The sequence below is a fragment of the Bradyrhizobium sp. Arg816 genome (genome assembly GCF_029989365.1).
Classification (GTDB): Bacteria; Pseudomonadota; Alphaproteobacteria; order Rhizobiales; family Xanthobacteraceae; genus Bradyrhizobium.
Map to the genome: position 1 here is coordinate 275,969 of NZ_JAPRAQ010000003.1, position 24,728 is coordinate 300,696.

The 24,728-nt window shown below is 64.8% G+C and carries 25 protein-coding genes; 11 read left to right on the plus strand and 14 right to left on the minus strand.

Annotation, left to right across the window (positions count from 1 at the left end):
• Positions 1-159: 159 nt before the first annotated feature.
• Both OWC48_RS10040 and OWC48_RS10045 read right to left on the minus strand, forming a co-directional pair.
• Positions 160-381, minus strand: a complete 222-nt coding sequence (locus tag OWC48_RS10040) for a dodecin (RefSeq protein WP_063985811.1) — start codon at positions 379-381, stop codon at positions 160-162.
• Positions 382-513: 132 nt separating this feature from the next.
• Positions 514-1,761 (minus strand): glycosyltransferase family 87 protein, encoded by a 1,248-nt coding sequence (locus tag OWC48_RS10045; protein ID WP_282519839.1) that lies wholly within the window; start codon positions 1,759-1,761, stop codon positions 514-516.
• A gap of 359 nt (positions 1,762-2,120) precedes the next feature.
• On the opposite strand from OWC48_RS10045, the gene OWC48_RS10050 reads away from it, so the two are divergent.
• Together OWC48_RS10050 and OWC48_RS10055 are read left to right on the plus strand one after the other, a co-directional pair.
• Positions 2,121-3,122: a glycoside hydrolase family 16 protein gene (locus tag OWC48_RS10050; RefSeq protein WP_282519840.1), complete on the plus strand. Its 1,002-nt coding sequence runs from the start codon at positions 2,121-2,123 to the stop codon at positions 3,120-3,122.
• Between the two features lie 2 nt (positions 3,123-3,124).
• A complete protein-coding gene (locus tag OWC48_RS10055; protein ID WP_282519841.1) occupies positions 3,125-4,624 on the plus strand; it encodes a GH1 family beta-glucosidase in 1,500 nt (499 codons plus the stop codon).
• A gap of 17 nt (positions 4,625-4,641) precedes the next feature.
• On the opposite strand, the gene OWC48_RS10060 is transcribed toward OWC48_RS10055, so the two are convergent.
• The 9 genes from OWC48_RS10060 to OWC48_RS10100 all read right to left on the minus strand — a co-directional run bounded on the left by OWC48_RS10060 (position 4,642) and on the right by OWC48_RS10100 (position 14,622).
• Positions 4,642-5,199, minus strand: a complete 558-nt coding sequence (locus OWC48_RS10060; RefSeq protein ID WP_014491631.1) for an HNH endonuclease — start codon at positions 5,197-5,199, stop codon at positions 4,642-4,644.
• 220 nt (positions 5,200-5,419) lie between these two features.
• Positions 5,420-6,397 (minus strand): peptidyl-alpha-hydroxyglycine alpha-amidating lyase family protein, encoded by a 978-nt coding sequence (locus OWC48_RS10065; protein ID WP_282519842.1) that lies wholly within the window; start codon positions 6,395-6,397, stop codon positions 5,420-5,422.
• 128 nt (positions 6,398-6,525) lie between these two features.
• Positions 6,526-8,301, minus strand: a complete 1,776-nt coding sequence (locus OWC48_RS10070; RefSeq protein WP_282519843.1) for an NAD(P)/FAD-dependent oxidoreductase — start codon at positions 8,299-8,301, stop codon at positions 6,526-6,528.
• A gap of 77 nt (positions 8,302-8,378) precedes the next feature.
• Positions 8,379-9,464 (minus strand): DUF2855 family protein, encoded by a 1,086-nt coding sequence (locus OWC48_RS10075; RefSeq protein ID WP_282519844.1) that lies wholly within the window; start codon positions 9,462-9,464, stop codon positions 8,379-8,381.
• A gap of 196 nt (positions 9,465-9,660) precedes the next feature.
• A complete protein-coding gene (locus OWC48_RS10080) occupies positions 9,661-10,290 on the minus strand; it encodes a general stress protein (protein WP_282519845.1) in 630 nt (209 codons plus the stop codon).
• A gap of 15 nt (positions 10,291-10,305) precedes the next feature.
• Positions 10,306-10,626, minus strand: coding sequence for a hypothetical protein (locus OWC48_RS10085; RefSeq protein ID WP_282519846.1), 321 nt, complete (start codon positions 10,624-10,626; stop codon positions 10,306-10,308).
• A 276-nt stretch (positions 10,627-10,902) separates the two neighbouring features.
• A complete protein-coding gene (locus OWC48_RS10090) occupies positions 10,903-12,411 on the minus strand; it encodes an acyl-CoA synthetase (RefSeq protein WP_282519847.1) in 1,509 nt (502 codons plus the stop codon).
• A gap of 10 nt (positions 12,412-12,421) precedes the next feature.
• The gene (locus OWC48_RS10095; RefSeq protein WP_282519848.1) at positions 12,422-13,597 is read right to left on the minus strand and encodes an ABC transporter substrate-binding protein; all 1,176 of its coding nucleotides are present in this window, start codon (positions 13,595-13,597) and stop codon (positions 12,422-12,424) included.
• A 50-nt stretch (positions 13,598-13,647) separates the two neighbouring features.
• On the minus strand, positions 13,648-14,622 hold the full coding sequence (locus tag OWC48_RS10100) for a nitronate monooxygenase family protein (protein ID WP_282519849.1): 975 nt from the start codon (positions 14,620-14,622) through the stop codon (positions 13,648-13,650).
• A 181-nt stretch (positions 14,623-14,803) separates the two neighbouring features.
• On the opposite strand from OWC48_RS10100, the gene OWC48_RS10105 reads away from it, so the two are divergent.
• Positions 14,804-15,691 carry a LysR family transcriptional regulator gene (locus OWC48_RS10105; RefSeq protein WP_282519850.1) on the plus strand — a complete coding sequence of 296 codons (888 nt, stop codon included), beginning with the start codon at positions 14,804-14,806 and terminating at the stop codon, positions 15,689-15,691.
• A gap of 97 nt (positions 15,692-15,788) precedes the next feature.
• On the opposite strand, the gene OWC48_RS10110 is transcribed toward OWC48_RS10105, so the two are convergent.
• Positions 15,789-16,442 carry a DNA-3-methyladenine glycosylase gene (locus tag OWC48_RS10110; RefSeq protein ID WP_282519851.1) on the minus strand — a complete coding sequence of 218 codons (654 nt, stop codon included), beginning with the start codon at positions 16,440-16,442 and terminating at the stop codon, positions 15,789-15,791.
• Positions 16,443-16,624: 182 nt separating this feature from the next.
• Here OWC48_RS10110 and gluQRS point away from each other — a divergent pair, with 182 nt between their 5' ends.
• Both gluQRS and OWC48_RS10120 read left to right on the plus strand, forming a co-directional pair.
• Positions 16,625-17,494, plus strand: a complete 870-nt coding sequence (gluQRS, locus tag OWC48_RS10115) for a tRNA glutamyl-Q(34) synthetase GluQRS (RefSeq protein WP_282519852.1) — start codon at positions 16,625-16,627, stop codon at positions 17,492-17,494.
• A 103-nt stretch (positions 17,495-17,597) separates the two neighbouring features.
• The gene (locus tag OWC48_RS10120; protein ID WP_282519853.1) at positions 17,598-18,872 is read left to right on the plus strand and encodes an ATP-binding protein; all 1,275 of its coding nucleotides are present in this window, start codon (positions 17,598-17,600) and stop codon (positions 18,870-18,872) included.
• On the opposite strand, the gene OWC48_RS10125 is transcribed toward OWC48_RS10120, so the two are convergent.
• Positions 18,799-19,692: a YihY/virulence factor BrkB family protein gene (locus OWC48_RS10125; RefSeq protein ID WP_028159235.1), complete on the minus strand. Its 894-nt coding sequence runs from the start codon at positions 19,690-19,692 to the stop codon at positions 18,799-18,801. The two genes, OWC48_RS10120 and OWC48_RS10125, sit on opposite strands and share 74 nt — an antisense overlap.
• Before the next feature lie 162 nt (positions 19,693-19,854).
• Here OWC48_RS10125 and OWC48_RS10130 point away from each other — a divergent pair, with 162 nt between their 5' ends.
• The 6 genes from OWC48_RS10130 (at position 19,855) to OWC48_RS10155 (ending at position 23,981) form a co-directional block, all read left to right on the plus strand.
• On the plus strand, positions 19,855-20,049 hold the full coding sequence (locus OWC48_RS10130; protein ID WP_014491643.1) for a twin transmembrane helix small protein: 195 nt from the start codon (positions 19,855-19,857) through the stop codon (positions 20,047-20,049).
• A gap of 2 nt (positions 20,050-20,051) precedes the next feature.
• Complete coding sequence (locus tag OWC48_RS10135; protein WP_282519854.1) at positions 20,052-20,624, plus strand: cob(I)yrinic acid a,c-diamide adenosyltransferase; 573 nt, start codon at positions 20,052-20,054, stop codon at positions 20,622-20,624.
• A gap of 139 nt (positions 20,625-20,763) precedes the next feature.
• On the plus strand, positions 20,764-21,513 hold the full coding sequence (locus OWC48_RS10140; protein ID WP_282519855.1) for an electron transfer flavoprotein subunit beta/FixA family protein: 750 nt from the start codon (positions 20,764-20,766) through the stop codon (positions 21,511-21,513).
• Positions 21,513-22,457, plus strand: coding sequence for an electron transfer flavoprotein subunit alpha/FixB family protein (locus OWC48_RS10145; protein WP_282519856.1), 945 nt, complete (start codon positions 21,513-21,515; stop codon positions 22,455-22,457). Before OWC48_RS10140 ends, OWC48_RS10145 begins: the two co-directional genes overlap by 1 nt.
• A 210-nt stretch (positions 22,458-22,667) precedes the next feature.
• The gene (locus OWC48_RS10150) at positions 22,668-23,549 is read left to right on the plus strand and encodes a 3-hydroxybutyryl-CoA dehydrogenase (protein WP_063985792.1); all 882 of its coding nucleotides are present in this window, start codon (positions 22,668-22,670) and stop codon (positions 23,547-23,549) included.
• Between the two features lie 237 nt (positions 23,550-23,786).
• The gene (locus tag OWC48_RS10155; protein WP_282519857.1) at positions 23,787-23,981 is read left to right on the plus strand and encodes a hypothetical protein; all 195 of its coding nucleotides are present in this window, start codon (positions 23,787-23,789) and stop codon (positions 23,979-23,981) included.
• Positions 23,982-23,989: 8 nt separating this feature from the next.
• On the opposite strand, the gene tlpA is transcribed toward OWC48_RS10155, so the two are convergent.
• The gene (tlpA, locus tag OWC48_RS10160; RefSeq protein ID WP_282519858.1) at positions 23,990-24,655 is read right to left on the minus strand and encodes a thiol:disulfide interchange protein TlpA; all 666 of its coding nucleotides are present in this window, start codon (positions 24,653-24,655) and stop codon (positions 23,990-23,992) included.
• Between the last annotated feature and the right edge of the window lie 73 nt (positions 24,656-24,728).

The window sequence follows — 24,728 nt, forward strand, 5'->3', positions numbered from 1 at the left end:
CAAACCTCTCACTTTGGTCTTAACGGCCTGTTGCAACTTCCGCGATGATTTTGCGCGTCGGCAGTCCGCCGGACGAGGTCGTCGATATTTTGATCGACTCTCATCGTCGGATGTTAACCACGCCGCCGCGGCATGATGTTTCGCGCGGCGTCCGCCGCGTCAGTCCATCAGCGTGAAGCCGACGCGCAGCGTCACCTGGTAGTGGCGGACAGCGCCATTCTCGATGTGACCGCGCGTCTGCACCACCTCGAACCATTTCATTTCGCGCACGGTCTTGGCGGCGCGGCTGATCGCGTTCTTGATCGCATCCTCGATGGAGGTCTCGGATGATCCGACCAGCTCCAGGATCTTGTAGACGTGATCCGTCTCGGCTGTGGGCATTGTACGTCTCCCTCGTTTGCGTTGCGGCACCACCGCCACCCGCGCTCCCATCTGAACGGGGTACTGGCGTTCCGGGTTCCACCGTCCGACGCTCGGCGGCGTGACGCTGGCGTTGCAGCGGGCTGAGAGGCGTTATTCCGCGGGCTGCGACAGGATGGGCGCCGGCTGCGTCCCGCGCCACAGCAGCCGCAGCAGCAGGACCAGGAGCGCCATCAGGGCGAAGCCGCCCAGGGCGGGCGCGAAATGTTGGTCGGGATCGGCCTTCTGCCCGAATTGCACCGCGAGCCGCCCCGACTGCAACAGCCCATAGGCTCCGGCGAACAGGATCAGCCCGTATATGACGCTCCGCTCGCGCGGGCTCGCCATCCTGGCGAGATCGGGCAGCATCAGGGCCAGACCGATCCCGACCATCGGCAGATCGTAATCATACGCATAAGGGCTGATCATCACGGATACCATCACGGCGGCACCGAGCGTGAAGGCCGGTGAAGCGCCCCGCGCTGCACCGAGAAGGACGGCGAACAAGGCCAGCCCGGCAACGGCCGTCTGTCCCCAGAAGGCGGCGCCTGCGGGAAGGCCGGCTTTGTACAGCGCTGCATAGGTCGAGATCATGCGGAAGAGCGGGTAGAAGCCCTGCTCGAGATACCCCGCCGACTCCCTGATCGCCCCGAGCCACGCGAACCAGATCTGCCACCCGAAGAGGAGCGTGCAGAGCAGTGAGCTCGCCAATACGACGGCCGCGGCCGTTCCGAGCGCAATCCAGCGCCGCGTCACCAGCAGATAGACGCCGGCGGCAATCGCAAGGTGCGGCTTGATCACCATGGCGCCGAGCGCGAGGCCGGCCAACAGCTGCCGCCGCTCCACGTTGAGACAGACCAGCCCGATCAGCGCGCCCGTCAGAAAGCCGTTCTGCCCGCAGCCGATGGTGATCGCCATCGCCGGAAACAGGATCACCAGCACCTGCGCGAAATTCCGGCCGGCGATCGCCCGGAGCGTCACGAGATAGAGCGCAAGTGTTGCGGCGGTGAACAGGAGATAGCCGACGCCGACCGGCAGGAATGCGAACGGCGCGACCAGGAGGTCGTATTGCGGCGGATAGGTCCAGGGCATGAAGCCGGTGGCGCCGCCGGCGGCCTCCATCTGCATCTTCAGCAGGGCATCGAAATGATAGACCTGGTCGAGATCGCCGCGCCAGACGTGCTGCGCGACGATGTGGAAGGCATCGAAATCGGCGAGCTCGCGATCCGTCCAGCCGCCGAAGCGTGCGAACCAGAAGGCCTTGAAGACGGCGATCGACGCCAGCGCCGCCAGCACGAAGCGGACATAGGCAGTCCGCTTCGACGGCGAGGACTGAACCGCTTCCAGCGTCTCGGCAAACATGAGCGGCGACCTTGGACCTGATGGATCGGCGGTTGGACGGGCAGGGCCGCGGATCCCGGCCAAACTGCCATCGGAGGCTTAAGGGACGGTAACGAATGCGGAAGGATTTGGCGCCGGCGCTTCTCTGGCGGAGCTGGGGCGCGCGGAACTGGGCCCGGTTAACCGCCGATCCTGCGCCCGGGATGACACGATTTCCGGGCGAACCTGGATGCGATGTCGAGATGACCTTTTCGAAATCGCCCGCCCGCACAGACGGCCGTGCTTGCCCGCTCGAAGACAGGCGAGCTAACCTGCGCATATCCTGCCAAGTTTTCTGCCAAGTTTTCTGCCAAGTTTTCTGCCAAGTTCGATGTGCGGTGATGATCGACAGTTGGACGAAGGGCGCTCTGGTTGCGATCGGCCTGTCTGCCGTGCCCGCGCCGGGCGTCGCGCAGGACGATCTCGATGCTGCGCCCGGCACGATGACGCTGCAAGTGAGCACCGATCCCTCCATGATCGAGTGCCGCAAGCTTGAGACGGTCAATCCCGCCTTGCTCGCCTTCCTGCCGCTGCGCCGGACTTTCAACGATGACTTTGACGAGCATCCGCTTGCGACAGGTCGCTGGGTGCCGCATTACGCCGGCGGTGCGGCGTGGCCGGAAGCGCGCTATTGGGGTGGTGACGGCTCCGACTTCAAGCGCAAGACCAGCGCCAATGGCGAGCAGCAGATCTATGTCGACCCGCGCTATTCGGGGCGTGCGGGGACGCCGCTTGGGCTAGATCCGTTCAAGGTGAAGGACGGCGTGCTCTCGATCGTCGCCAGCCGCACGCCGCCGGAACTGAAGTCCGTTCTGTTCAACAACGAGTACATCTCGGGGATCCTGACCACGCAGGGCACGTTCGCGCAGAAGCACGGCTATTTCGAAATTCGCGCCAAGGTGCCGGTTGGCCATGCGGTCTGGCCGGCGTTCTGGATGCTGGCGGACGACGGCGGCTGGCCGCCCGAGGTCGACGTGCTGGAAGGCCGCGGCGAGCGGCCGGGCGATCTCGTGATGACGACGCATTGGCGGATTCCGTCGACCCAGAAGATCCAGTCCTGCGGCTTCGACTATGCGGTCGGCGACGCTTCCAGCGTGTTCCACAATTATGGTGTGCTGTGGGAGGAGGATCGCCTGGTCTATTTCATCGACCGCAAGCCGGTCTCCGACATCAAGGTGCCGATCGGCTTCGACGATCCCATGTACATGATCGTCAATCTCGCGATCGGATCGAAATTCTTTCTCGGCGTCGGTCCGGTCGATGCGGAATCGCCGCCCACCGTCGCATTCGAGATCGACCGGATCTCCGTCTATCAGATCGACATGGAGCAAGCTCGGAGATAGCGATGTCAGCTGATGTCTCGCGGCGCGATCTTGCGAAGCTCGCGGGGCTCGCCGCGCTTGGCGCTGCGGCGGGTGCCAAGGCTGGGGATAACAAGGCTGCAGATAACAAGGCTGCAGATAATGAGACGCCCGCATCGGCCGACCGCCACGCGCCCGCGTCCTTTCCCAAGGACTTTTTGTGGGGCACGGCGACCTCGTCCTACCAGATCGAGGGCTTTGTCCACGAGGACGGCCGCGGCAAATCGATTTGGGACATTTTCAGCCACACGCCAGGCAAGATCGAGGACGGCTCGACCGGCGACCGCGCCAATGAGCACTATCACCGCTACAAGGACGACGTCGCGTTGATTAAGGCGCTCGGCGTCAAGGCCTACCGCTTCTCGATCGCGTGGCCGCGGGTGTTTCCGGATGGATCGGGCCAGCCCAATCCGAAGGGGCTCGATTTCTACGACCGGCTCGTCGACGAACTGCTCGCGAACGGCATCGAGCCCTATGCGACGCTCTATCACTGGGACCTGCCGCAGGCGCTCCAGGATCGCGTCGGCGGCTGGCAGTCGAGCGACACGTCGAAGGCTTTTGCAGATTACGCCGCCTACGTCGCCCCGCGCCTGACCGATCGCGTCAAAACCATCTTCACCGTGAACGAGGTCGGGCGCTTCGTGAATTTTGGCTATGGCTGGGGCATCGACGCGCCCGGCCTCAAGCTGCCGACCGCGCAGCTCAACCAGGCGCGCCATCACGTCGCGCTGGCGCATGGGCTTGCTGTGCAGGCGATCCGCTCCTCCGCGCGGGCCGGCACCCGTGTCGGCGCGGCCGAGAATATCGCGGCCTGCGTGCCCGCGATCGCAACGCCGGAAAATATCCGCGCTGCGGAGATCGCGACGCGCGAGCTCAACGCCGGCTTTCTTGGTGTGGTGCTGGAGGGCAAGTACACCGACCACTTCCTCGCCTATGCCGGGGCGGATGCGCCGAAATTCACCCCTGAGGAATTGAAGATCATCGGCACGCCGAACGATTTCGTCGGGCTCAACATCTACGCGCCGCAATACTACGTCACGGCATCCGATCGTGCGCCGGGCTTCCGCGTGCTGCCGTTCCCGACCTCGTTCCCGCACATGAACTCGGAATGGCTGCGGGTCGGCCCTGAGGTGATCTACTGGGCCCCGCGTCTGGCCGCAAAAATCTGGAACATCGAGACCATCTACATCAGCGAGAACGGCACCTCGTCCGAGGACAAGATTTCCGCCGACGGCCAGGTCTACGATCTCGACCGCATCATGTTCCTGCGCAATTACCTGACCCAGATGCAGCGCGCGATCGCCGAGGGCGTGCCGATTCGCGGCTATTTCCTGTGGAGCCTGATGGACAATTTCGAGTGGATTTTTGGCTACGGCAAGCGGTTCGGCCTCTACCGGGTCGACTTCGAGACCCAGGCGAGGCTGCCGAAGCTGAGCGCGGCGTTCTATCGGGATGTGGTGGCAAGGAACGCGATCGGGATGTAAGGCGCTGTCTCCGAATCCTACGGATCCAGCTCCGTATCCCAGTAGAGATAGTCCAGCCAGCTATCGTGCAGATAGTTCGGCGGGAACAGGCGGCCGTTGCGGTGGAGCTGGTGCACGGTCGGCGCGAACGCGCTCTGGCGCGGAAACATCTTTGCCTGCGCCGGCGTCAGATTGCCCTTGCGCAGATTACAGGGCGAGCATGCCGCGACCACGTTCTCCCAGGTGGTCTGGCCGCCCTTGCTGCGCGGAATGATGTGATCGAAGGTGAGGTCTTCGGGCGAGCCGCAATACTGGCAATTGAAACGATCGCGCAGGAAGACGTTGAACCGGGTGAACGCGGGATGCGTGGTCGGCTTGACGAAGGACTTGAGCGAAACGACGCTCGGCAGCTGCATTTGCAGCGTGGGACTGTGAACCGCCTGATCGTAATGCGCGACGATGTTGACGCGGTCGAGGAACACCGCCTTGATCGCGTCCTGCCACGACCAGAGAGACAGCGGGTAGTAACTCAGCGGCCGGAAGTCCGCATTCAGCACCAACACCGGCCAACTGCCTTGCGAGACATGTGCGTTCAAGTAACGCTCCCGGCCTCCAATGTACGCTGCGAAGCAGCATGTACTGACATACTACATGCAGCGTGACGGGATTGTGAAGCCCGTTGAGCGACTTATTCAGGTGCAAGCAATGCGGCGGCGGGGTGGCAAAGCGCTCAAAACCGCCGTGATTTGGGGGGCGAGGACGACGCCGGGCGAGGCAGGGTCGACCAGACGGCGCATCGCGGCCTCGCCCGCCCAACTATTCCCGCACCCGCTCCAGCTTCTGCAAACACCGCGTCGCGCGCACCACGGCCGGCATTTCCTGGTCTCCGAAGCTGGCCTTCCAGTTGGTGACGCCGACTTCGCCGACATAGATGTCGCCCCTGGAGTCCAGCGCGAGGCCGTGCGGCGCCAAAAACTTCCCGCTGGCAACGCCTGGCCCGTTCTCGCCGCCGAGCCGCGCGATGCGGTTGCCCTTGGCGTCCACGATCGACAGCCGCGGGCCGAGATTGGGCACGTTGCGGTTGATGTCGAGGCCGGGTCCGAGCTCGCCGATCACGAAGGTCGGGCTCTTGGCACCACCGCAGCAGCATAGCGCGCAGGGCCGATGCAGATTGTTCCACTGCGTCTCGTACTTTCCCTCGCCATTGAAGACCTGCACGCGATGGTTCTCGCGGTCGGCGACATAGACCCAGCCGTCTGCATCGGTGGCGATGTTGTGCACGATGTTGAACTGGCCGGGATCGGTACCGGGCTCGCCCCAGCTCTTGAGCAGCTTGCCGTCCGGCGTGAACTTGTGCACGCGCGCGTTGCCATAGCCGTCGGAGACGTAGATATCGCCCTTCGGCGACAGCGCGGTGTGGGTGCAGCGATGGAAGGGCTCGCCGCTCATGAACGGCGACGGCTTCTCGGGGATGCCGATCGTCAGCAGCACCTTGCCGTCGGTAGTGCATTTGCGAACGGTGTGGTCGCCGTCATCGGTGCAGTAGAGATTGTCGTCGGCATCGATGTGTAGGCCGTGCGCGCGCGAGAACAACCCTTCACCCCAGCTCCGGAGGAAATTGCCCTCGCGATCCAGCACCACCATCGGATGGGCCCCGCGGTTGAAGACGTAGACGCGGTCCTTGCTGTCGACGGCGACCGAGGCGACGTCGGTCAGCGTCCAGCCGTCGGGCAGCTTTGCGAAATTTTCGACGACGCGATAGCGGTGCTCGCCGGTGCCGAGAATGGCAGGCATTGATTTTTCCTTCCTTTAGCTGTGTCTGGTCTGCATCCGCATCGTCATTGCGAGCGCAGCGAAGCAATCCAGAATCTTTCCGCGGAGACAGTCTGGATTGCTTCGCTGCGCTCGCAATGACGAGGGGCTCAAGCCGTATCCGCCTCACGCCCCAAAATCCCTTCCTCGATCGCCTTGATCTGGAGCGCGAGATATTTCGAGTTGATCCGGCACTGCGCGAGGCTGCCGGCGATGAACCAGAGGCCGGGCTGCCTGGTGCGGGCATACATGTTGCGCAGTTCGAGGCCGTCGCCAAAGCCCCAGACCGGGCCGACGCGGTCGGCGACGCCGTCGCCGAACAGCTTTCGCACCAGATATTCCTGGGGCTTGTAGCCCGTGGACAGCACGATGAGATCGGCCGCGATCATCGCGCCGTCCTTCATCCGAGCGCCTTCGGCCGTGAAGCTCTCGATGTCTGCGAACTGCCTGAACCCGATCGCTCCCTCGACGATCAGGTTGGAGCAACCGACGTTGAAATAATAGCCACCGCCGCGGGTGAGGTATTTGAACTGCCAGCCGGTGCCGGCCTCGCCGAAGTCGAGCTTGAATCCGACGTTGCGCAGGCCGTCGAGCAGCTCCTTGTCGAGCGCCTTCGACTGCTCGGTCAGCATCACATGGGTTTTCTTCGCGAGCGGCGTCGGCATCGAGGTCGCGATCAAATCGTTGTCCTCGAGGGTGCCTTCGTTGTACGTCGCATAGGCGAGCTGGGCCGACGGCTCGATATTGGTGACCAGCGTCGGCGACCGCTGCACCAGCATCACCTCGGCGCCGCTCGAGCAGAGATCCTGCGCGATGTCGTGGCCGCTGTTGCCGGTTCCGATCACGATGGCGCGCTTGCCGGTCCAGTTCTCGCCGTCCTCGTAACGGCTGGAATGCAGCAGCGTGCCTTTGAAATTGTTCAGCGTCGGAATATCAGGCACGTTGGCGATGCCGCTGACGCCGGTCGCCATCACGACATGGCGCGGGCACATGGTGCGGTTGCTGCCGTCGGCGCCCCGCAGCGTGACGGTCCAGCAGCCCTTCGCGTCGTCGTAGGTGGCGCCCTCGAACTCGGTGCCGGTCCAGAAATCCAGCTCCATCGCGTCGACATAGGCTTCGAACCAGTTGGCGAGCTTGTCCTTCGGGATATAGGTCGGCCAGTTCGGCGGGAATGGCATGTAGGGCAGATGATTGACCTGCACCTGGTTATGCAGGGTCAGCGCGTGATAGCGCTTGCGCCAATTGTCGCCGATCCGCGTCTCGCGATCGACGATCAATGTGTCGATCTTCAATTGCTTCAATCGTGCTGCAATCGCAAGGCCGGCCTGGCCGCCGCCGACCACCAGCACGGCAGGATCGCGATCGGCGTAGTCGCGCGCCGCGTTGCGCAAATCGAGCCAGTTCGGCCCGCGGAAATCGCGTGAATAGGCCTGTCCCCGCGGCCGCGACGTGCCGAGCTGCTCCTCGAAGCCTTTGAGCTCATCGAGCGCGGTGAGCAGCGTCCACGCCTTCAGCCGGTCGCCATCGGCGGTATCGGGCACGAGCCGGACGATACCGCTCCCGCGACCGATCACGGTCTCGAAATTGAAGATGATCTCGATATTGCTGGTGCCGGCGCGCGTGACCCAGCGCGGCGCCGCGCGGTTCGGCGCGATCGTGAAGCTGGTCGGCGCCGCCGGTGGCGCGAGCGCCTTCAGCGCTTGGGCAATCCGGGCGTGGCCAGCGATCGTTTGCAGGTTCCAGCTCAGCGCCAGCACATCGCGCCAGAAACTGTCGGCGAGGAAGAGATGGTCGAGTGCGGCCGGATCAGGCTTGCCGAGCGAGCGCTCGAACTCGTCAAGCCAGGCTTGCGCCGAGACGGAAATATCCTTCGTCTTGCCCAGCATGCGCGACCTCGTGGCCGTCTTCGCGGCGTTTCCTCTGAGGTTGACGCTATACCGGTTCGATGGCCCTCGAAAGCGGTTTACCCGAGCAGCGAGAGCATGTGGCCCTGCTCCGGCGGAATACGCCCTTTCAGCGTGTCGAGAAACACCCGCCGCACCGCGTCGGGGCCGCGGCCCTCGACGACGGTTAAGCATCTCTCCAGCAGCGGCGCAAAACCGGACCATGCCGCGCTAAAGCGCTGCTCGATACCGCCCGGGCCCCATTCCTTGGCGCGCTTGCGGATCTGGTCGGGCGCGAAGAACCAGCGCGGCTTTGCACCGGGCAGCTCGCCTTCGTCGGGCTCGGTGGCGCGATGCGTCAATCCGACGCGTACGGAGCATTTCATCCGGTCGCCGAAGTGCCGATGCAATCCGGCGCGCAGCGCGGTGTTGCCTGCCATGTCAACGAAGGCGACCGGCGCATCCGATGGCAACGACGCAATGCGGTCATAGGTGACGACCTCGTCATAGCAACCGAGCGACGAGACAAAGCCGCTGTTGCCGGCGGACGTCAGCCCGATCACCTTGCGGCCGCGGGTGTGCAGCAGGTGGGCGAGGCCGAACGCGGTCTTGCTCGAGGCGCTCGAGAGCAGCACGGTGCGTGCGCCGAAGTCGTCATTCTCGGCCAGAAAGTCGTCGACCAGGAACGACAGCATGAACAGCGGCCGCAGCAGCGCCTGGTAATCGCCCTTCCGGCCGGCGTAAGCGGGATCGCCGCTGACCCGTGCATAGGCATTGTAGACCGGCGCCACGTCCTGCCGGTGTGCGGCACCGTCGCGAAGGCCGCGCTTGCTCACGTCGGTCGCCTCGATGACGAGATGCGTCGCCATCGGGAAATAGCCGAACAGGCGCTCGCCCACGGCGACGTTCGGATGCCTGGAGGCGATCACCTCGCCAAAGCCCCATACCGGAATGTTGCCAAAACCGTTCGGCGCGGGAAAGAGCTGCCAGTATTTCAACTCGTCGCCCATCACCGCATAGGTGATGTTGTTGGCGGTGAAGGCGAAGCGGTCGACCTTCACGAGCAGGGCGTCAGGCGGCAGCGCATCCGCGCCGGGAAGCTCGGTCGTGACCACCTTGCACTGGTCGAGGTCATTCTTCGCAACGACGAAGTCGATCGATGTCATGGCTTTGATCCCGGCTTTGTCCGTGCCGGCATTTCATTCGTTCACCCATGATCCTTTTGCAACAGCAACATAGTTTAAAACGCCGTTCGCTGCTGCCGATGAATCCAGACGGCGCGAGGAGAGGCCCATATCTACTGGGCCTCTCCCGGTTGCTCCGTCCGCATAGCGACTGGCTAACAGTCAGGAGGTATCCCCCTTACCTTCCCCGCATGCCGGCGCCGTACAACTCGCGCTCACGACCGACGTCCTCAGGGGATAGCGGCGGGCTGGCGGCGTCGAAGCCGTTCCAGCCGGACTTTTGCCAGGCAGTGCTCCGATCCTGCAGGTTCACGGACTTCTCATGAAGAAGGGCGTCAAGACGCGAGCGGTCTGGCTCGGATATCCTCGCCGATACCAGTGTTCCGCCACGTCGAACGCCCTCGGCGTAGCGCGACGCGTCTTCCTTGGAAACGCCGGCTTGGGTCAATGCTCCGACGATGCCGCCGGTTGCGGCGCCCGCCGCGGCCCCAACCGCCGTCGAAGCCAGCCAACCCGCAGCGACGACCGGCCCCAGTCCCGGAATCGCCAGCAATCCAAGTCCCGCGAGCAGTCCGGCTGCGCTTCCGAGCCCCGCGCCGATGCCGGCGCCTGTGCCCGCACCTTCGGCGCGGTCGTCGACGCCGTCACGGTCGCGGTCAACCTTGCCGGTGGATGAGCCGTACCAGTTGTCGGAATTGTTCGCGACGATGCTGATGTCCGAGTGCGGCACGCCTGCGGCCTCGAGGCGTCGGACCGCACGTTCCGCATCCGAATAGTTGTCATAGAGTCGAGAAATGGTGGTCGTCATGTTTCATCCTCCTGCTTACTTGACGGGGTTCACGTTGCCCTGGAAGTCCACGCTCACGTTGGCCTTGGTCCCGGCCTTGTCCGCCTTGCCGCGCCAGACGCCGTTGTCGTCCTTTTGCAGGCCGGAAACATTGGAATAGCCCGCCGCCTCGATTTTCGACTTCGCCTGGCCCTCGGTGAAGCTGTTGCGGCCTGCGACAGGTGCGTTCGAGTTGTTGCGATCGGAGCTGTTGACCGCGTTGTTGCCCGGCCCGCTCTGCGCCGGCTGCGACTGCGCGCTTACAGGCACTGATCCGAGCAGCAAGAGAGCTGCAGCGAGCGAAAATAGACGTGACATCGTTTGTCCTCCGACAGTTGATTGTGCCGGTCGACAACAGACGAGATTCAGATTGGTTGCTTTGCTTCTGCGATCGAAAGCGCGCGTGAATGATGTGCTGCGAGCACTACGAGGTGCGCTCTGTATGAGCTTGCTGCACTAACGTCAGCGGCATCAGGTCGCGTAGGAACAATTGCCAGTATTTCCCGTTGAGGCATCTTCGCGCTCTGGACGCGTTCCGCATGGCTGAGCGGAATCTCAGACGGTATCGTTCACGGGCCGAAGGTGGGCTCCAGCTCACGCCACCCAATATGGCTCCCGCAGCTTGCGCTTGAAGATCTTTCCCGTTGCCTCGCGCGGCAGCGCGTCGCGGAATTCGACGTCCTTCGGCACCTTGAAATTGGCAAGCCGCTCGCGCAGGAACGACTGGACCGCGGCCGACGAGAGCGCCGCGCCCGGCTCCGGCTCGACATAGGCGCAGAGCCGCTCGCCAAATTCGGCGTCGGGAATGCCGAACACGGCGCAGTCGCGCACGCCGGGCATTCCGATCAGCGCGTTCTCGATCTCGGCGGGATAGATGTTGACCCCGCCCGAGATCACCATGTCGCGCTTGCGGTCGCACAGGAACAGATAGCCGTCCTCGTCGAGATAGCCGACGTCGCCGACGCTGACGAGCCCGTCGCGGCCGGCTTCTGCGCGCGCTTCGGCCTTGCCGTGATAGTCGAAATCCGGCACCGAGGCCTGCCGCATGTAGATTTCACCGGGTTCGTTGGCGTCGCACGGGCTGCCGTCGGGGCGGAAGATCCTGACCACACCGCCCTCGATGGCGCGGCCAACGGTGCCGGGCTTCTTCAGCGCCTCTTCGGCGGAATGCCACACCGGAATCCCGGTCTCGGTCGAGCCGAAATATTCGTTGATGACGCCTCCCCACCAATCGATCATCGCCTTCTTCACGTCGGGCGGGCAGGGCGCCGCGCCATGAACGACAAAGCGCAGCGAGGACAAGTCGTAACGCCGCTTCACGTCGTCGGGCAGCCGCAGCAGGCGCACGAACATCGTCGGAACCATATGCATGTGCGTGACGCGATGGCGCTCGATCAGTTGCAGCAGGTCCTCGGGATCGAAGCGCGGCTCCAGCACGATGGTGCAGCCGCTGCGATAGGCCAGCATGCCGTAGGAGTGCGGGGCGGAATGGTACATCGGGCCGTTCATCAGCACGACCTGATCCTCGTTCGGCTTCACGCCATAGGCGATCGCCCCGACGCGCTCCGAGGCCGCGACCTGCTCGGGCCGCATCGGCATGCGCCGCACGCCCTTCGGCATGCCTGTGGTGCCAGAGGTGTAGAACATCGGCGCGCCGCGGCGCGGCGGCTGCGCGAGTTCCGGCTGCCTATCCCGCCATTTGTCCCAATCGGTCAATCCGTCCGGCACCTTTGTGAGCGCGGCGGGGATGTCGAACGCGCCGGCGATCTCCGGCGGCGTCGGCACGATCATCAGCGCCAGGCCGTCCGGCAGGCCGTCGCGAATCTGCGGCAGCAGGTCGGCATGGCAGATCAGGATGTCGGCGCCGCTGTCGGCCAGAATATAGCTGACTTCGGCGGCCTTCAGGTGCCAGTTGATCGGCACCACCGGTCGGCCGAGCGCGGCGGAAGCCGCGACCACCTCGAACAGGGCGAAGTCATTGCGCAGCATCATGGCGACCGGCGTGCCCTCGCGCCCGCCGAGCGTGCTGATCCCGCCTGCGGCCCGTCTGATCCGCGCATGGAGTTCTGGATAGTCGATCCGGCGCTCGCCGCTGATGATCATGGGAGGTCCTCTACCGGTCATCGAGAATGTCGCCGAACGGCACCCAGCTCTTGCCGTTGAAGCGGCGGAGCTGAAGCTGCTGGAACGGCAGATAGTCGTCCGGACCGGTCGACACGCTCATTCCGGGCAACAGCAGCGGCAGCTTCACCTCTTTCAGCGACGCGGCCTGCTTCAAGATGTTGTCGCGGCTGACATCGTCCTTGCAGGCGCTCAGCACCGTCATCAGCAGCGTGGCATAGTGATAGCCCGCCGCATAGTTGGAGTTCGAGAGATCCGCTGTCGGCATGTATTGCTTCATGAACGCGAAATATGACTTCACGCCGGGATCGTCGGCCCATTGCGGGTCCATCGTGTCCTTCTGGTTGCTCGACGAGATCAGTCCGACCGCATTGTCCAGTCCCGCCGGCTCCAGGAACGAGATCGAGGAGGCCGAGGTGGGTACGAAGGACAGCTCCGGCTTCCAGCCGATCTCGGCTACACCCTTGACCATCTGCGAGGTGAACTTGCCGAGCACGACGCCAAACAGCACGTTGGCGCCTGACGCCTTCAGCGTCGAGAGCTGCGAGCTGATCGTCGGCGCGCTGGTCTCGTAGCTCGCCTCCGCGATGATCATGCCGGCGGCCTTGGACCCGAGCGCGCGTTTGAAGCCCGCGACATAGTCGCGGCCGAAATCGTCGTTCTGGGCCAGGATCGCGATCTTCGCGTCGGGCTTGGCCTGCAAGACATACTTGGCATAGACGACGCCCTCGGATTCGTAGGCCGCCATGCCCGGCATCGTCCAAGGATTCTTCTGCGGATCGGCCCATTTGGTGGCACCCGAGAGCACGAACAGCTGCGGCACCTTCTTGGCGTTGAGGTAACGCTGCACGGCGCTGTTGGTGGCGGTGCCGAGCGAGCCGAACATCATCAGCACCTCGTCCTGCTCCACCAGCTTGCGGGTCTGCTCGACCGTCTTCGGCGGCGAGTAGGCGTCGTCCAGCGTGATGAACTTGACCTTGCGGCCGTTGACGCCGCCTTCCGCGTTGACCTTTTCGAAGAACGCCTCCTGCGTCCGTCCGATCGCGCCGAAGCCGGATGCCGGACCGCTATAGGGCAGGGTCTGCCCGATCCGGATCTCGTCCGCACCGGCGCTGCCGGCGGCAAGCGTCAGCGACGATAGGCCGATCAGTGCGGCTGCCAGCTTCATGGTGTCCTCCCGTTTGTCTTGTCAGTCCAATTTTCTTGTCGGACCAAGCGTCAGGCGCTGGCGCGCAGCATAAAGTCGTGACGCGCCTGATCGAATTCGCCCTTCATCCGGTCGACCAGCTCGGCGACCGGAGGCGCATCCAGGATCTGGCCGATGCCCTGGCCCGAACCCCAGATGTCGCGCCACGCCTTGGATTTCGTGTTGCCGCCGGAGCCGAAATTCATCTTCGTCTTGTCGGCGAGCGGGAGATTGTCCGGATCGAGCCCCGCGGCGGCGATCGAGGGACCCAGATAGTTGCCGTGCACGCCGGTGAACAGGTTGGTGTAGACGATGTCGTGCGCGGCGTGCTGCGTCAGCGCGGACTTGTAGGCTTCGTCGGCATTGGCTTCCTGCGTCGCGATGAAGCGCGTGCCCATATAAGCGAGGTCGGCGCCCAGCGTCAGCGCGGAGGCGATGCCAAAACCGTCGCTGATTGCGCCCGATAGCAGGATCGCGCCGTCGAACCATTGCTTGACCTCGCGCACCAGCGCGAACGGCGACAGCGTGCCGGCATGGCCGCCGGCGCCGGCGCACACCAGGATCAGTCCGTCGACGCCTTGCTCCGCGGCCTTGCGCGCATGCTTGACGTTGATGACGTCATGGAACACCAGCCCGCCATAGGAGTGCGCGGCCTCGACGATCTCGGCGGGCGGCCGCAGCGAGGTGATGATGATGGGCGCCCTGTGCTTCACACAGGTTTCCATGTCCTTCATCAGCCGGTCGTTGGAGGCGTGGCAGATCTGGTTGACCGCATAGGGCGCAACCTTCTTGCCGGGATTGCGCGATTTGTATTCGCCGAGCTCGTCTTCGATGCGGCTCAGCCACTCGTCGAGCTTTTCCACCGGACGGGCGTTGAGCGCCGGAAACGAGCCGACGACACCGGCCTTGCATTGGGCGATCACCAGCTCCGGCCCTGAGACGATGAAAAGGGGCGAGCCGACCACGGGCAGCTCCAGATTGTTCTTGAGCAGAGCGGGCAGTGCCATCCGATCCTCCTGACGACGCGCGTCAACGGCCTGCCGGCCGGGGGTGAGCGCTTCCATGTCGATTGTCGCGTCGGCGGGGTGTCCGCCGTCCAGCGCTTTGTCCCCACTATAGGGTTGGACGGCGGGCGGAGGATCGTTCAATATTGAACAAGCGGATATTCAGATTTGTACGGAGCCGGCGGTGGATTGGGATCTCTGCAAGACCTTCGTCGCGGTCGCCGACACCGGCAGCTTCACCGCTGCGGCAAAACGTCTGCATGCCAGTCATCCGACCGTCAGCCGCAAGATCGCGGCGCTGGAGGCGCAGCTTGGCACCAAGCTGCTGGCGCGGGCCGCGGATGGATTCGTGCTCACCGCCGATGGACGTACGCTGCGAGAGCACGCGGAGGCGATGGCCGTTGCCGCACTCCGGGCCGAGGCCGCCGTTGGCGCCGGCGGGCGCAAGGCGCGCGGCACGGTCAAGCTGTCGATCGGCGCGACGCTGGCCTCGCACTGGCTGATGCCGCGGCTGCGATCGTTTCTCGGCGCGCATGACCACATCCGGCTCGAGATCATCACCCATCCGTTTCCAGCCAGCGTGCGGCGGCGGGAGGCCGACGTCGTGCTGCGCCCGGTCGATAGCGGCGAGGAAAACCTGGTCGGTCGCAGGGTTGGCCGCCTCGGCACCGGCTTCTATGCCTCGCGCGACTATGCCACCGGCCGGTCCTTGCCGGAGCGGAGCGGCGAGTGGAAGGGGCACAGCGTCATCGGCTTCGCCGATCAGGATTCGAACGCGCAGCTGGCGCGCTGGAGCGACGCGATCACGCGCCAGGGAACCATGGTGATGCGCTGCTCGTCGCAGGGCGACATGCTGGCGGCGGTGCGTGCCGGAATCGGAATCTCCGCGCTGTCCTGCTTCGTCGCGGAGAGCTATCCGGATCTCGTGCGCGTCGCGCCGCAGAAACTCGTCAGCGTCGCCGATCTCTGGCTGCTCGCCCATCCCGATCTGGTCGAGTTGTCCGCGGTGCGGGCCGTCATCGACTTCGTGGCCGAATGCGCCCGCGCCGATCGCGAGCGGCTGCGAGGCTAAAGCATGATCCGGAAAAGTGCGCAGCGGTTTTCCGAACAGATCATGCGCAAACAACAACCTAAAGCGCGATGACGATTCGTCCCAATCTCATCGCGCTTTAAGGCTGGTTGCTGATGACACCTTCGCGCTTCTTGATCACGCGATAATAGCTCCACCACAGATGCGCCGCTGCTCCGCGCAGCGGCCGCCAGGGTTCGGCGAGCGGCGCCATCTGCTTTTCCGTCGGCCGCGCCTTGAGCCCCAGGCCAACTTTGATCCCCTCCTGCACGGCGATGTCGCCGGCCGGCCAGGCATCGCCGTGCCCGAGGCAGAACAGCAGATAGACATCGGCCGTCCACGGACCGATGCCGGGCAGCGTGATCAACGTATGGTGCGCGGCCTCGGCGTCTTCTTCGGCGAGCACGTCGAGGTTCAGGCGCTGCGCAGTGATCTCGCGCGCGAGATGTTTCAGCGTCTTGATCTTGGCCGCGGAGAGGCCGAGCCGTCCCAGCCGGTCGGTACGGGCGCGGCGCACCGCGTCATGGTCGAATGGATCGAAAGCGGCCGACAGCCGCCCCCAGATCGCCGCGGCGCTCGCCGTGGAGAGCTGCTGCCCGCAAACGATGTGGGCAAGCCCCGTAAAACCCGGCTCACGGCGCCGCAGGGCCGGCATGCCGGCGATCTCGAGTACGGGCTTGAGGCGCGGGTCGCGCTTGATCAGCGCGTGGACGGCGTCTTCGAGGTCGGACTGGGTTTCGAGGTGGATGGTCATGGTGGCTCAACTTGTCATGCGCGGGCTTGCCGTCTCTGCTAAGGCTACGCTGGCCCAATACCGAGACGCCCGCCGAAGCCTTCGGCGTAGGCGGGACCCGCGCATTGATCTCCTATCGTAACAGAGTCCCGGAAGATGGATTGCCGGGTCAAGCCCGGCAATGACGAATACACCGAGAACTCATGCCACCCGTTTTCCGATTTGCCCCCAGCCCGAATGGCCTCGTGCATCTCGGCCACGCCTATTCGGCGCTGCTCAATTTCGACCGTGCGCGCGAGACCGGCGGGCGGCTGTTGCTGCGGATCGAGGACATCGACGCAACGCGCTGCCGGCCGGAATATGAGACGGCGATCTACGACGACCTCGCCTGGCTCGGCATTGCCTGGGAGATGCCGGTGCGGCGGCAGTCGGAGCATCTCGCCGTTTATCGCGCCGCGTTCGAAAAGCTCGCTGCGCTTGGTCTCCTCTATCCCGCGTTCGAAAGCCGCGCGGAGATCGCCAAGCTCGTGGCCGCGCGCGAGGCCGCTGGGCCATGGCCTCGCGATCCCGATGGCGCACCGCTTTATCCGGGTGACGCCAGATCGCTGTCGGCCGGCGAGCGCGACCGGCTCATTGCATCTGGCGTGCCTTACGCGCTCCGGCTCGACATGGCGGCCGCCTGCCGGCGCGCCGCCGGCCTGAGGTGGACGGAGCTGGGCGTGGGCCCCGACGGCGAGCATGGTACCGTCCCCGCGCGGCCCGAGGCTTGGGGCGACGTCATCCTGGCCCGGAAGGAGACGCCGACCAGCTACCATTTGTCCGTCGTCGTCGACGACGCGCTTCAGGGCATCAGCGAGGTCGTGCGGGGGCAGGACCTGTTTCACGCCACCTCGGTTCACCGCCTGCTCCAGGTCCTGCTCGATCTGCCGGAACCCGCCTACCGCCACCACGCCCTGATTCTGGACGAGGCGGGCCGGAAGTTGTCGAAATCGGACCGCTCGACCGGCCTGCGCGAGCTGCGCGCTGCCGGCGCTACGCCCGCCGGCATCCGCCGGTTGGTGGGATTAGGTTAAGTTTCTCTGGGGGTTAGCAAAACGCCGCCGTGACTCCAGGGGTTCCGCCGTGCGATGCTTGCTTGAGAGCCTGGGGATCGAAGGGGACCCTTCGAAGGGATTCATGGCGGCGAAAACGCGCTCAGCGCGCACTACGCGAACGTCCAGGCGACCGCCTCGGAAGCGGTCCGGGGCGACCGGCCGGTTGCGCAAGCGCAGCGCCAAGGCCGTGGCGCCGGACGTGGTCCAGGCCGCGCTCGCCGCCTTCGCCCATGAGGTCCGTACCCCGCTGACCGGCATTCTCGCGATCAGCGACCTGCTCGCCACCTCCGATCTCGGCGAGCGGGAGCGGCGCTGGGCCGACACCATCAAGGCCGGTGCCGAGCATCTGGCGAGCCTCGCCACCCTGTTCGTCGATGCCGCTAGGACCGGCAAGGGGGCGGGCAAGGGTGGAAGTGCCTTGCGGCAGGATTTGTTCGATCTGCGCGCGCTCGCCCGCAGCGCCGGCGATTCGCTCACCGGACGCGCCGCGGCCAAGGGGCTCCAGGCCCAGGTCGATATCTCCGAGAAGCTGCCGGGGCTGGTGGTCGGCGATCCCGTCCGCCTGCGCGCCGCGCTCGAGAATCTGATCGACAATGCGGTCAAGTTCACCGAGCAGGGCGGTGTCGCGCTCGCGGTCGCGCCTTGGCGTCCCGCCAAGGGCAAGGCCAGAGACAAGGCGAAGGGCAGGGTCGGCGTCGCCTTCGCGGTGTCCGACAGCGGCATCGGCCTGACCATGGCCGAGATCAAGCGGCTGTTCCGCCCCTTCACCCAGGCCAATGTCACCATCGCCTCGCGTTTCGGCGGCGCCGGCTTGGGCCTTTCCTCGGTCAAGCAACTGGCGCGCGCGATGGGCGGCGACATCACGGTCGCACCGCGGCGCGGCGGCGGCGCCACCTTCACGCTGACTATGTCGCTCGACGCGACGGAAGCGCGCAAATCCCGCAAGTCAAAGGGCGAAGCCGAGGCGGATGCGATGGCCGCGCTGCGCGTGCTCAGCGTCGAGGACAACCCGTTCGGCCGCGTCGTCCTCAACACCATCCTGACCGAGCTCGGCCACCAAGCCGAGTTCATCGGGCGCGGCGAGGACGCGGTGAACCGGCTCGCGCAGGGCGCGTTCGATGCGGTGCTGATGGACATGGTGCTGCCTGGCATCGACGGCGTCGAGGCCATCAGGCGGATCCGGACCATGCCGGCGCCGCTGGCTCAGATCCCCATCATCGGCGTGTCCGGCCGCGGCGAGGACGAGGCGGCCTCGCGCGAGGCCGGCGCCGACGCCTTCCTGGTCAAGCCTGTGTCTCCGCGCGCTTTAGCGACTGCGCTGCTTGAAGCGAAACGCCGTGAGGAAGCCGCGACTTGATGATCGCGGCGTTGAGCTCCCCGCCGTAGACGAAGATCGCGGCGATGAAATACAGGAACACCAGCGCGATGATCACCGAGGCGAGTCCCGCATACATCGTCACGTAGTTGTTGGCGAAGCGCGCCAGATATTGGCCGAACACGATGCCCGAGATCAGCGACGCCACGATGGTGAAGACGATGCCGGGCAGGATCTGGAGGAAGGCGCGCCGTCCCGCCGGCAGCCAGGCATGCAGGATGATCAGCGCCACCACCAGCGCACCCACGGTGATGCCGTAGCGCAGCCAGGTGAGGATGCTCTCGTTGGACTCGACGAACAGCGGGATATGGCGCCGCGCCGCCTCGATGAAGAGCGGGCCGAGCACGATCAGGAACGCCATGGCGAGCGCGGTGAAGGCCGCGACCAGCGTGTAGCCGATCGATTCAAGGCGCAGCCAGTACCAGCGCCGCATCTCCACCACCGCATAGGCGCGGTTCAGCGCGACGCGGAGCGCCTCGACGCCGTTGGAGGCGAAGTACACCGACAGTGCTGCACCGATCGTCAGCACGCCGGTGCGGGTCGTGGTCAAAACGTCGTGGACTTCCCCCGAGATCGAATCGGCGACCTGCTTGGGCCAGACCTGAAGCATCAGGCTTGCGGCCTGATCGGCAAGTTCCTTGGAGCCGAAGAAGCCGGCGAGCGAGGTCAGCACGATCAGGAACGGGAAGAGCGCCATCAGGGTCGACAGCGCGATATGGCTCGCGATCGCCCAGCCGTCGTCGGCGAGGAAGGTGTAGAAGGCGTCTTCCACGACGACGTAGATGTAGCGGATGGCCTTCACAGCTTACTCCGGATTCGCCTTTCCCCGCATGCGGGGAGAGGCGAAGAAGACAGGCGACGAGCGCAAATCGGAAATCATCCAGCTAGCTTCTGATATTATTGGCTTAAAAGCCAGATCGGGAACGCCATGGCGGACCAGCGCACACGGTGTTATCTACCGCTGATGGCATCTCTCCTGAGTACTTTCATCCTGCCGGTGGCAGCTGGCGCCGTGGCGTTGGTGCTGCTGCTCGGTCTCGTCAACATGATGCGCGGCGGCTCGCCCAACACCTCGCAGAAGTTGATGCGCTGGCGCGTGCTGCTTCAGTTCGTGGCGATCGTCATTGCCATGCTCGCAGTCTGGGCAATGGGGCGTTAAAAATGGTGACGCTGAATCGCATCTATACGAAGACCGGTGACGACGGCACGACGGCGCTCGGAACTGGCGAGCGCCGTCCGAAATACGATCTGCGCATCGAAGCCTACGGCACCGTGGACGAGACCAATGCCGCGATCGGCGTTGTCAGGCTCCATACCCATGACATGCCCGAGTTCGACGCGATGCTGGGCCGCATCCAGAATGATCTGTTCGACCTCGGCGCGGACCTCGCAGTGCCCGAGCGTGAAGGCAAGGCCGAGCGGCTGCGGGTGGTGGCAAGCCAGGTCGAGCGGCTCGAGCGCGACATCGACGCGCTCAACGACAGACTGGCGCCGCTCACCTCCTTCGTGCTGCCGGGGGGCACGCCGGCCGCCGCCTACCTCCACGTTGCCCGTACGATTTGCCGCAGGGCGGAACGCGTGATGGTGGAACTGGCGGCCCGGCCCGGCGAGCCCGTGGGCGCTGCTGGCATCCAGTATATGAACCGCTTGTCCGACTTCCTGTTTGTCGCCAGCCGCGCCGCCAACCGCAACGGCGCCGGCGACGTGCTCTGGGTTCCGGGCCAGAATCGCTGACCCCCAAGATTCTGCCCATTGAGGTCGATATTTCTAAGGTCTAAAATTTGGCCCTGTCGCGCGTTGACCGGGCTGGATCAGGCCTTTAGGTTCCGCGCCAGTTGATAACCCCCTTCCCAAATTGAGTGAAAGAGGATCGATGAAGGTCTTGGTGCCGGTAAAGCGGGTGGTTGATTACAACGTCAAGGTCCGCGTCAAGGGCGATGGATCGGGCGTTGAACTCGCCAACGTCAAAATGTCGATGAACCCGTTCGACGAAATCGCGGTCGAGGAAGCGTTGCGCCTGAAGGAAGGCGGCAAGGCCACCGAGGTCGTCGTGGTTTCCATTGGACCGGCGCAGGCCTCGGAGACGATCCGCACCGGCCTCGCCATGGGTGCCGACCGCGGCATCCTGGTGAAGGTCGAGGGCACCGTCGAGCCGCTCGCGGTCGCCAAGATCCTGAAGAAGGTTGCGGATGAAGAGCAGCCCGGCCTGATCATCCTCGGCAAGCAGGCGATCGACGACGACAGCAACCAGACCGGTCAGATGCTGGCCGCGCTGCTCGGCTGGTCTCAGGCGACGTTTGCTTCGAAGCTCGAGGTCGAAGGTTCTGACTTCAAGGTCACCCGCGAAGTCGACGGTGGTCTGCAGACCGTGAAGCTGAAGGGGCCGGCAATCGTCACCACCGACCTGCGTCTCAACGAGCCGCGCTATGCCTCGCTGCCCAACATCATGAAGGCCAAGAAGAAGCCGATCGCGGAGAAGACCGTCGCCGATTACGGCGTCGACGTCGCCGCGCGTCTCGAGGTTCTCAAGACGACGGAGCCGGCGGGCCGCAAGGCGGGCGTCAAGGTCAAGGACGTCGCCGAGCTGGTGTCGAAACTCAAGAACGAAGCCGGGGTGCTCTGATGACGACGCTTCTGATTGCCGAACACGACAATGCGTCGCTGAAGGATGCGACCAACAAGGCCCTGACCGCGGCTGCCGCGCTCGGCGCGGATGTCGACGTGCTGGTGGCCGGCCAGAACGCCAGGGCTGCGGCGGATGCTGCCGCCAAGCTTGCCGGCGTGAAGAAGGTGCTGCTCGCGGAGGGCGAGACTTACGCTCACGATCTCGCCGAGCCGCTGGCTGCGCTGATCGTCTCGCTGGCTTCCGGCTATGACGCGATCGTCGCGCCCGCGACCTCGCGCTTCAAGAACGTGATGCCGCGTGTCGCAGCCCTGCTCGACGTCATGCAGGTCTCCGAGATCACCAAGGTGGTCGCCCCCGACACCTATGAGCGCCCGATCTATGCCGGCAACGCCATCCAGACGGTGAAGTCGAAGGACGCCAAGAAGGTCATCACGGTGCGCACCTCGACCTTCGCTGCGGCGGGTGAAGGCGGCAGCGCCTCCGTCGAGAACGTCGCTGCGGCGGCCGATCCGGGCCTGTCGTCCTTCGTCGGCGAGGAAGTCGCCAAGAGCGACCGCCCCGAGCTGACCTCGGCCAAGATCATCGTCTCCGGTGGCCGTGCCATGCAGAGCCGCGAGAACTTCGCCAAGTACATCGAGCCGCTCGCCGACAAGCTCGGTGCCGGCGTCGGTGCCTCGCGCGCGGCGGTGGATGCCGGCTATGCGCCGAACGATTGGCAGGTCGGCCAGACCGGCAAGGTGGTGGCCCCCGAGCTCTATGTCGCGGTGGGCATTTCCGGCGCGATCCAGCATCTGGCCGGCATGAAGGACTCCAAGGTGATCGTCGCGATCAACAAGGACGAGGACGCGCCGATCTTCCAGGTCGCCGATTACGGCCTGGTTGCCGACCTCTACCAGGCGGTTCCTGAGCTCACCGACGCGCTCGCCAAGCTCGGCAAGTAAAAACGCGCTAAAAACACCGGCCGGAGTGGTACACTCCGGCCGGTTTTTCTTTTTCGAGGCGTTTTCTTTGGCGAGGGGCACGCCGGGGAAGCGATCCAATCTAGGTTTCGAGCCAGGATTCTGATCTAATCGGGCTTCTGATTAAATCGGACCTCCCGGCTCGGGGGATGAGGCAGGCGCGATCTGCGCGCCGTTCCGGTGGATGACATTATGGCGGCAGTGATCAAGAAGGTCGGCGTGATCGGCGCGGGTCAGATGGGCAATGGCATCGCGCATGTCGCGGCGCTGGCCGGTTTCGACGTGGTGCTCAACGACGTTTCGGCCGACCGGCTCAAGTCGGGCATGGCCACCATCAATGGCAATCTGGCACGCCAGGTCTCCAAGAAGGCCGTCAGCGAGGACGACAAGACCAAGGCGATGGCGCGCATCAAGCTCGCCGAGAAGCTCGACGACCTCGCCGATTGCGACCTCGTGATCGAGACCGCGGTCGAGAAGGAAGAGGTCAAGCGCAAGATCTTCCACGAGCTCTGCGCTGTGCTGAAGCCGGAGGCGATCGTCGCCTCCGATACCTCCTCGATCTCGATCACGCGGCTTGCCGCGGCCACCGACCGGCCCGAGCGCTTCATCGGCATTCACTTCATGAATCCGGTGCCGCTGATGGAGCTGGTCGAGCTGATCCGCGGCATCGCCACCGACGACCAGACCTTCGAGGCGTCCAAGGAATTCGTCTCCAAGCTCGGCAAGCAGGTCGCGGTCTCGGAGGATTTCCCGGCCTTCATCGTCAACCGCATCCTGCTGCCGATGATCAACGAGGCGATCTACACGCTGTATGAAGGCGTCGGTAATGTCGAGGCCATCGACGCGGCGATGAAGCTTGGCGCGCATCATCCGATGGGCCCGCTCGAGCTCGCCGATTTCATCGGCCTCGACACCTGCCTGTCGATCATGCAGGTGCTGCACGAGGGCCTCGCCGACTCCAAATATCGCCCGTGTCCGCTTCTGGTGAAATACGTCGAGGCCGGCTGGCTCGGTCGCAAGACCCAGCGCGGCTTCTACGACTACCGCGGCGCCAAGCCGGTTCCGACGCGCTGATCCAATTTCCGGTGCCGTAGGGTGGGCAAAGGCGCAAAGCGCCGTGCCCACCATCTCTCCAATGATGCGGTGGAAATTGGTGGGCACGCGTCCGCCTTCGCTCTTTGAGCTACGGCGGACAGGTCGCTTTGCCCACCCTACGGCGCTATCGCCCTTCGGCCGTGCATCGGCGCCGTGACAATTCATGTCGCGTTAACCCATCGCCTCTAGGCTGGGCCCGGTAAGAGGGTTTGCGTAATGGACATGATGGCGATGGTCAGCACCATGCTGGCTGCTCAGCAAGGCGCGCTGCAGTCGAATATCTCGGCGACGCTGATGAAGCAGAACGCGGATATGGAGAAATCCACCGTCCTGACGCTGCTCGGCGCCGGTCAGCCCTCGCTCGCCAATGTCGGCGCCGGCGTCGGCAGCAACCTCAACGTCACCGCTTAAGACACACCCTAGAGCGACGCGGCGGCCTTGCCGGTCGCTGCCCGGAGCAGCTTGAGCGCGTCCTCGCTCGCCCATTCCGCCGGCCCCGCGATCGTCGCGATCTCGCAGCCCTGCGGGTCGACTAGCACCGAGGTCGGCATGCCCAAGGCCCGGCCTATGGCCTTAAGATCCTGGAAAACCTTGGCTTTCTGATCGTTAAAATAGCCGAGCCGGGTCAGATTGGCCTCTTTCAGGAACGTCTTGGGCTTCTCGGCGTCGCGGGTGTCGATGTTGATCGCCACCACCTCGAAATTCGGGCCCGAAAGCTTGCCCTGGAGCTCGTCCAGCGCCGGCATTTCCTTGCGGCAGGGCACGCACCAGGTGGCCCAGAGGTTGACCAGCAGCGTCTTGCCGCGGAAATCGGACAGCTTCTTCGGCTTGCCGTCGGCGTCCTCGAAGACCAGGTCGGGCAGTTTTAGCGGCGCGCTCGCCACGGTCAGGGCGGCCAATTCGCCATGGGCGAGGGGGGCGATTTTCTGCGCCGTTGCCACCGCGGCCCGGCAGGCCGGATCGCCAGAGGGCGCCCGGTTCAGGCCCAGCCCGTACAGCGCGGCAAAGCCGGCCAGCCCCCCGATCGCCACGGTGGCGATGACGAGGGGGATCCGGCGCGTGGCGGAGGGCGTCTTGTCGAGCATATCGTTTGTCATCCGGTCGCAGATATGGCTATCAGGGGCCTCTTAATACGGCTGGCTCCGGCCAGCAAACGTG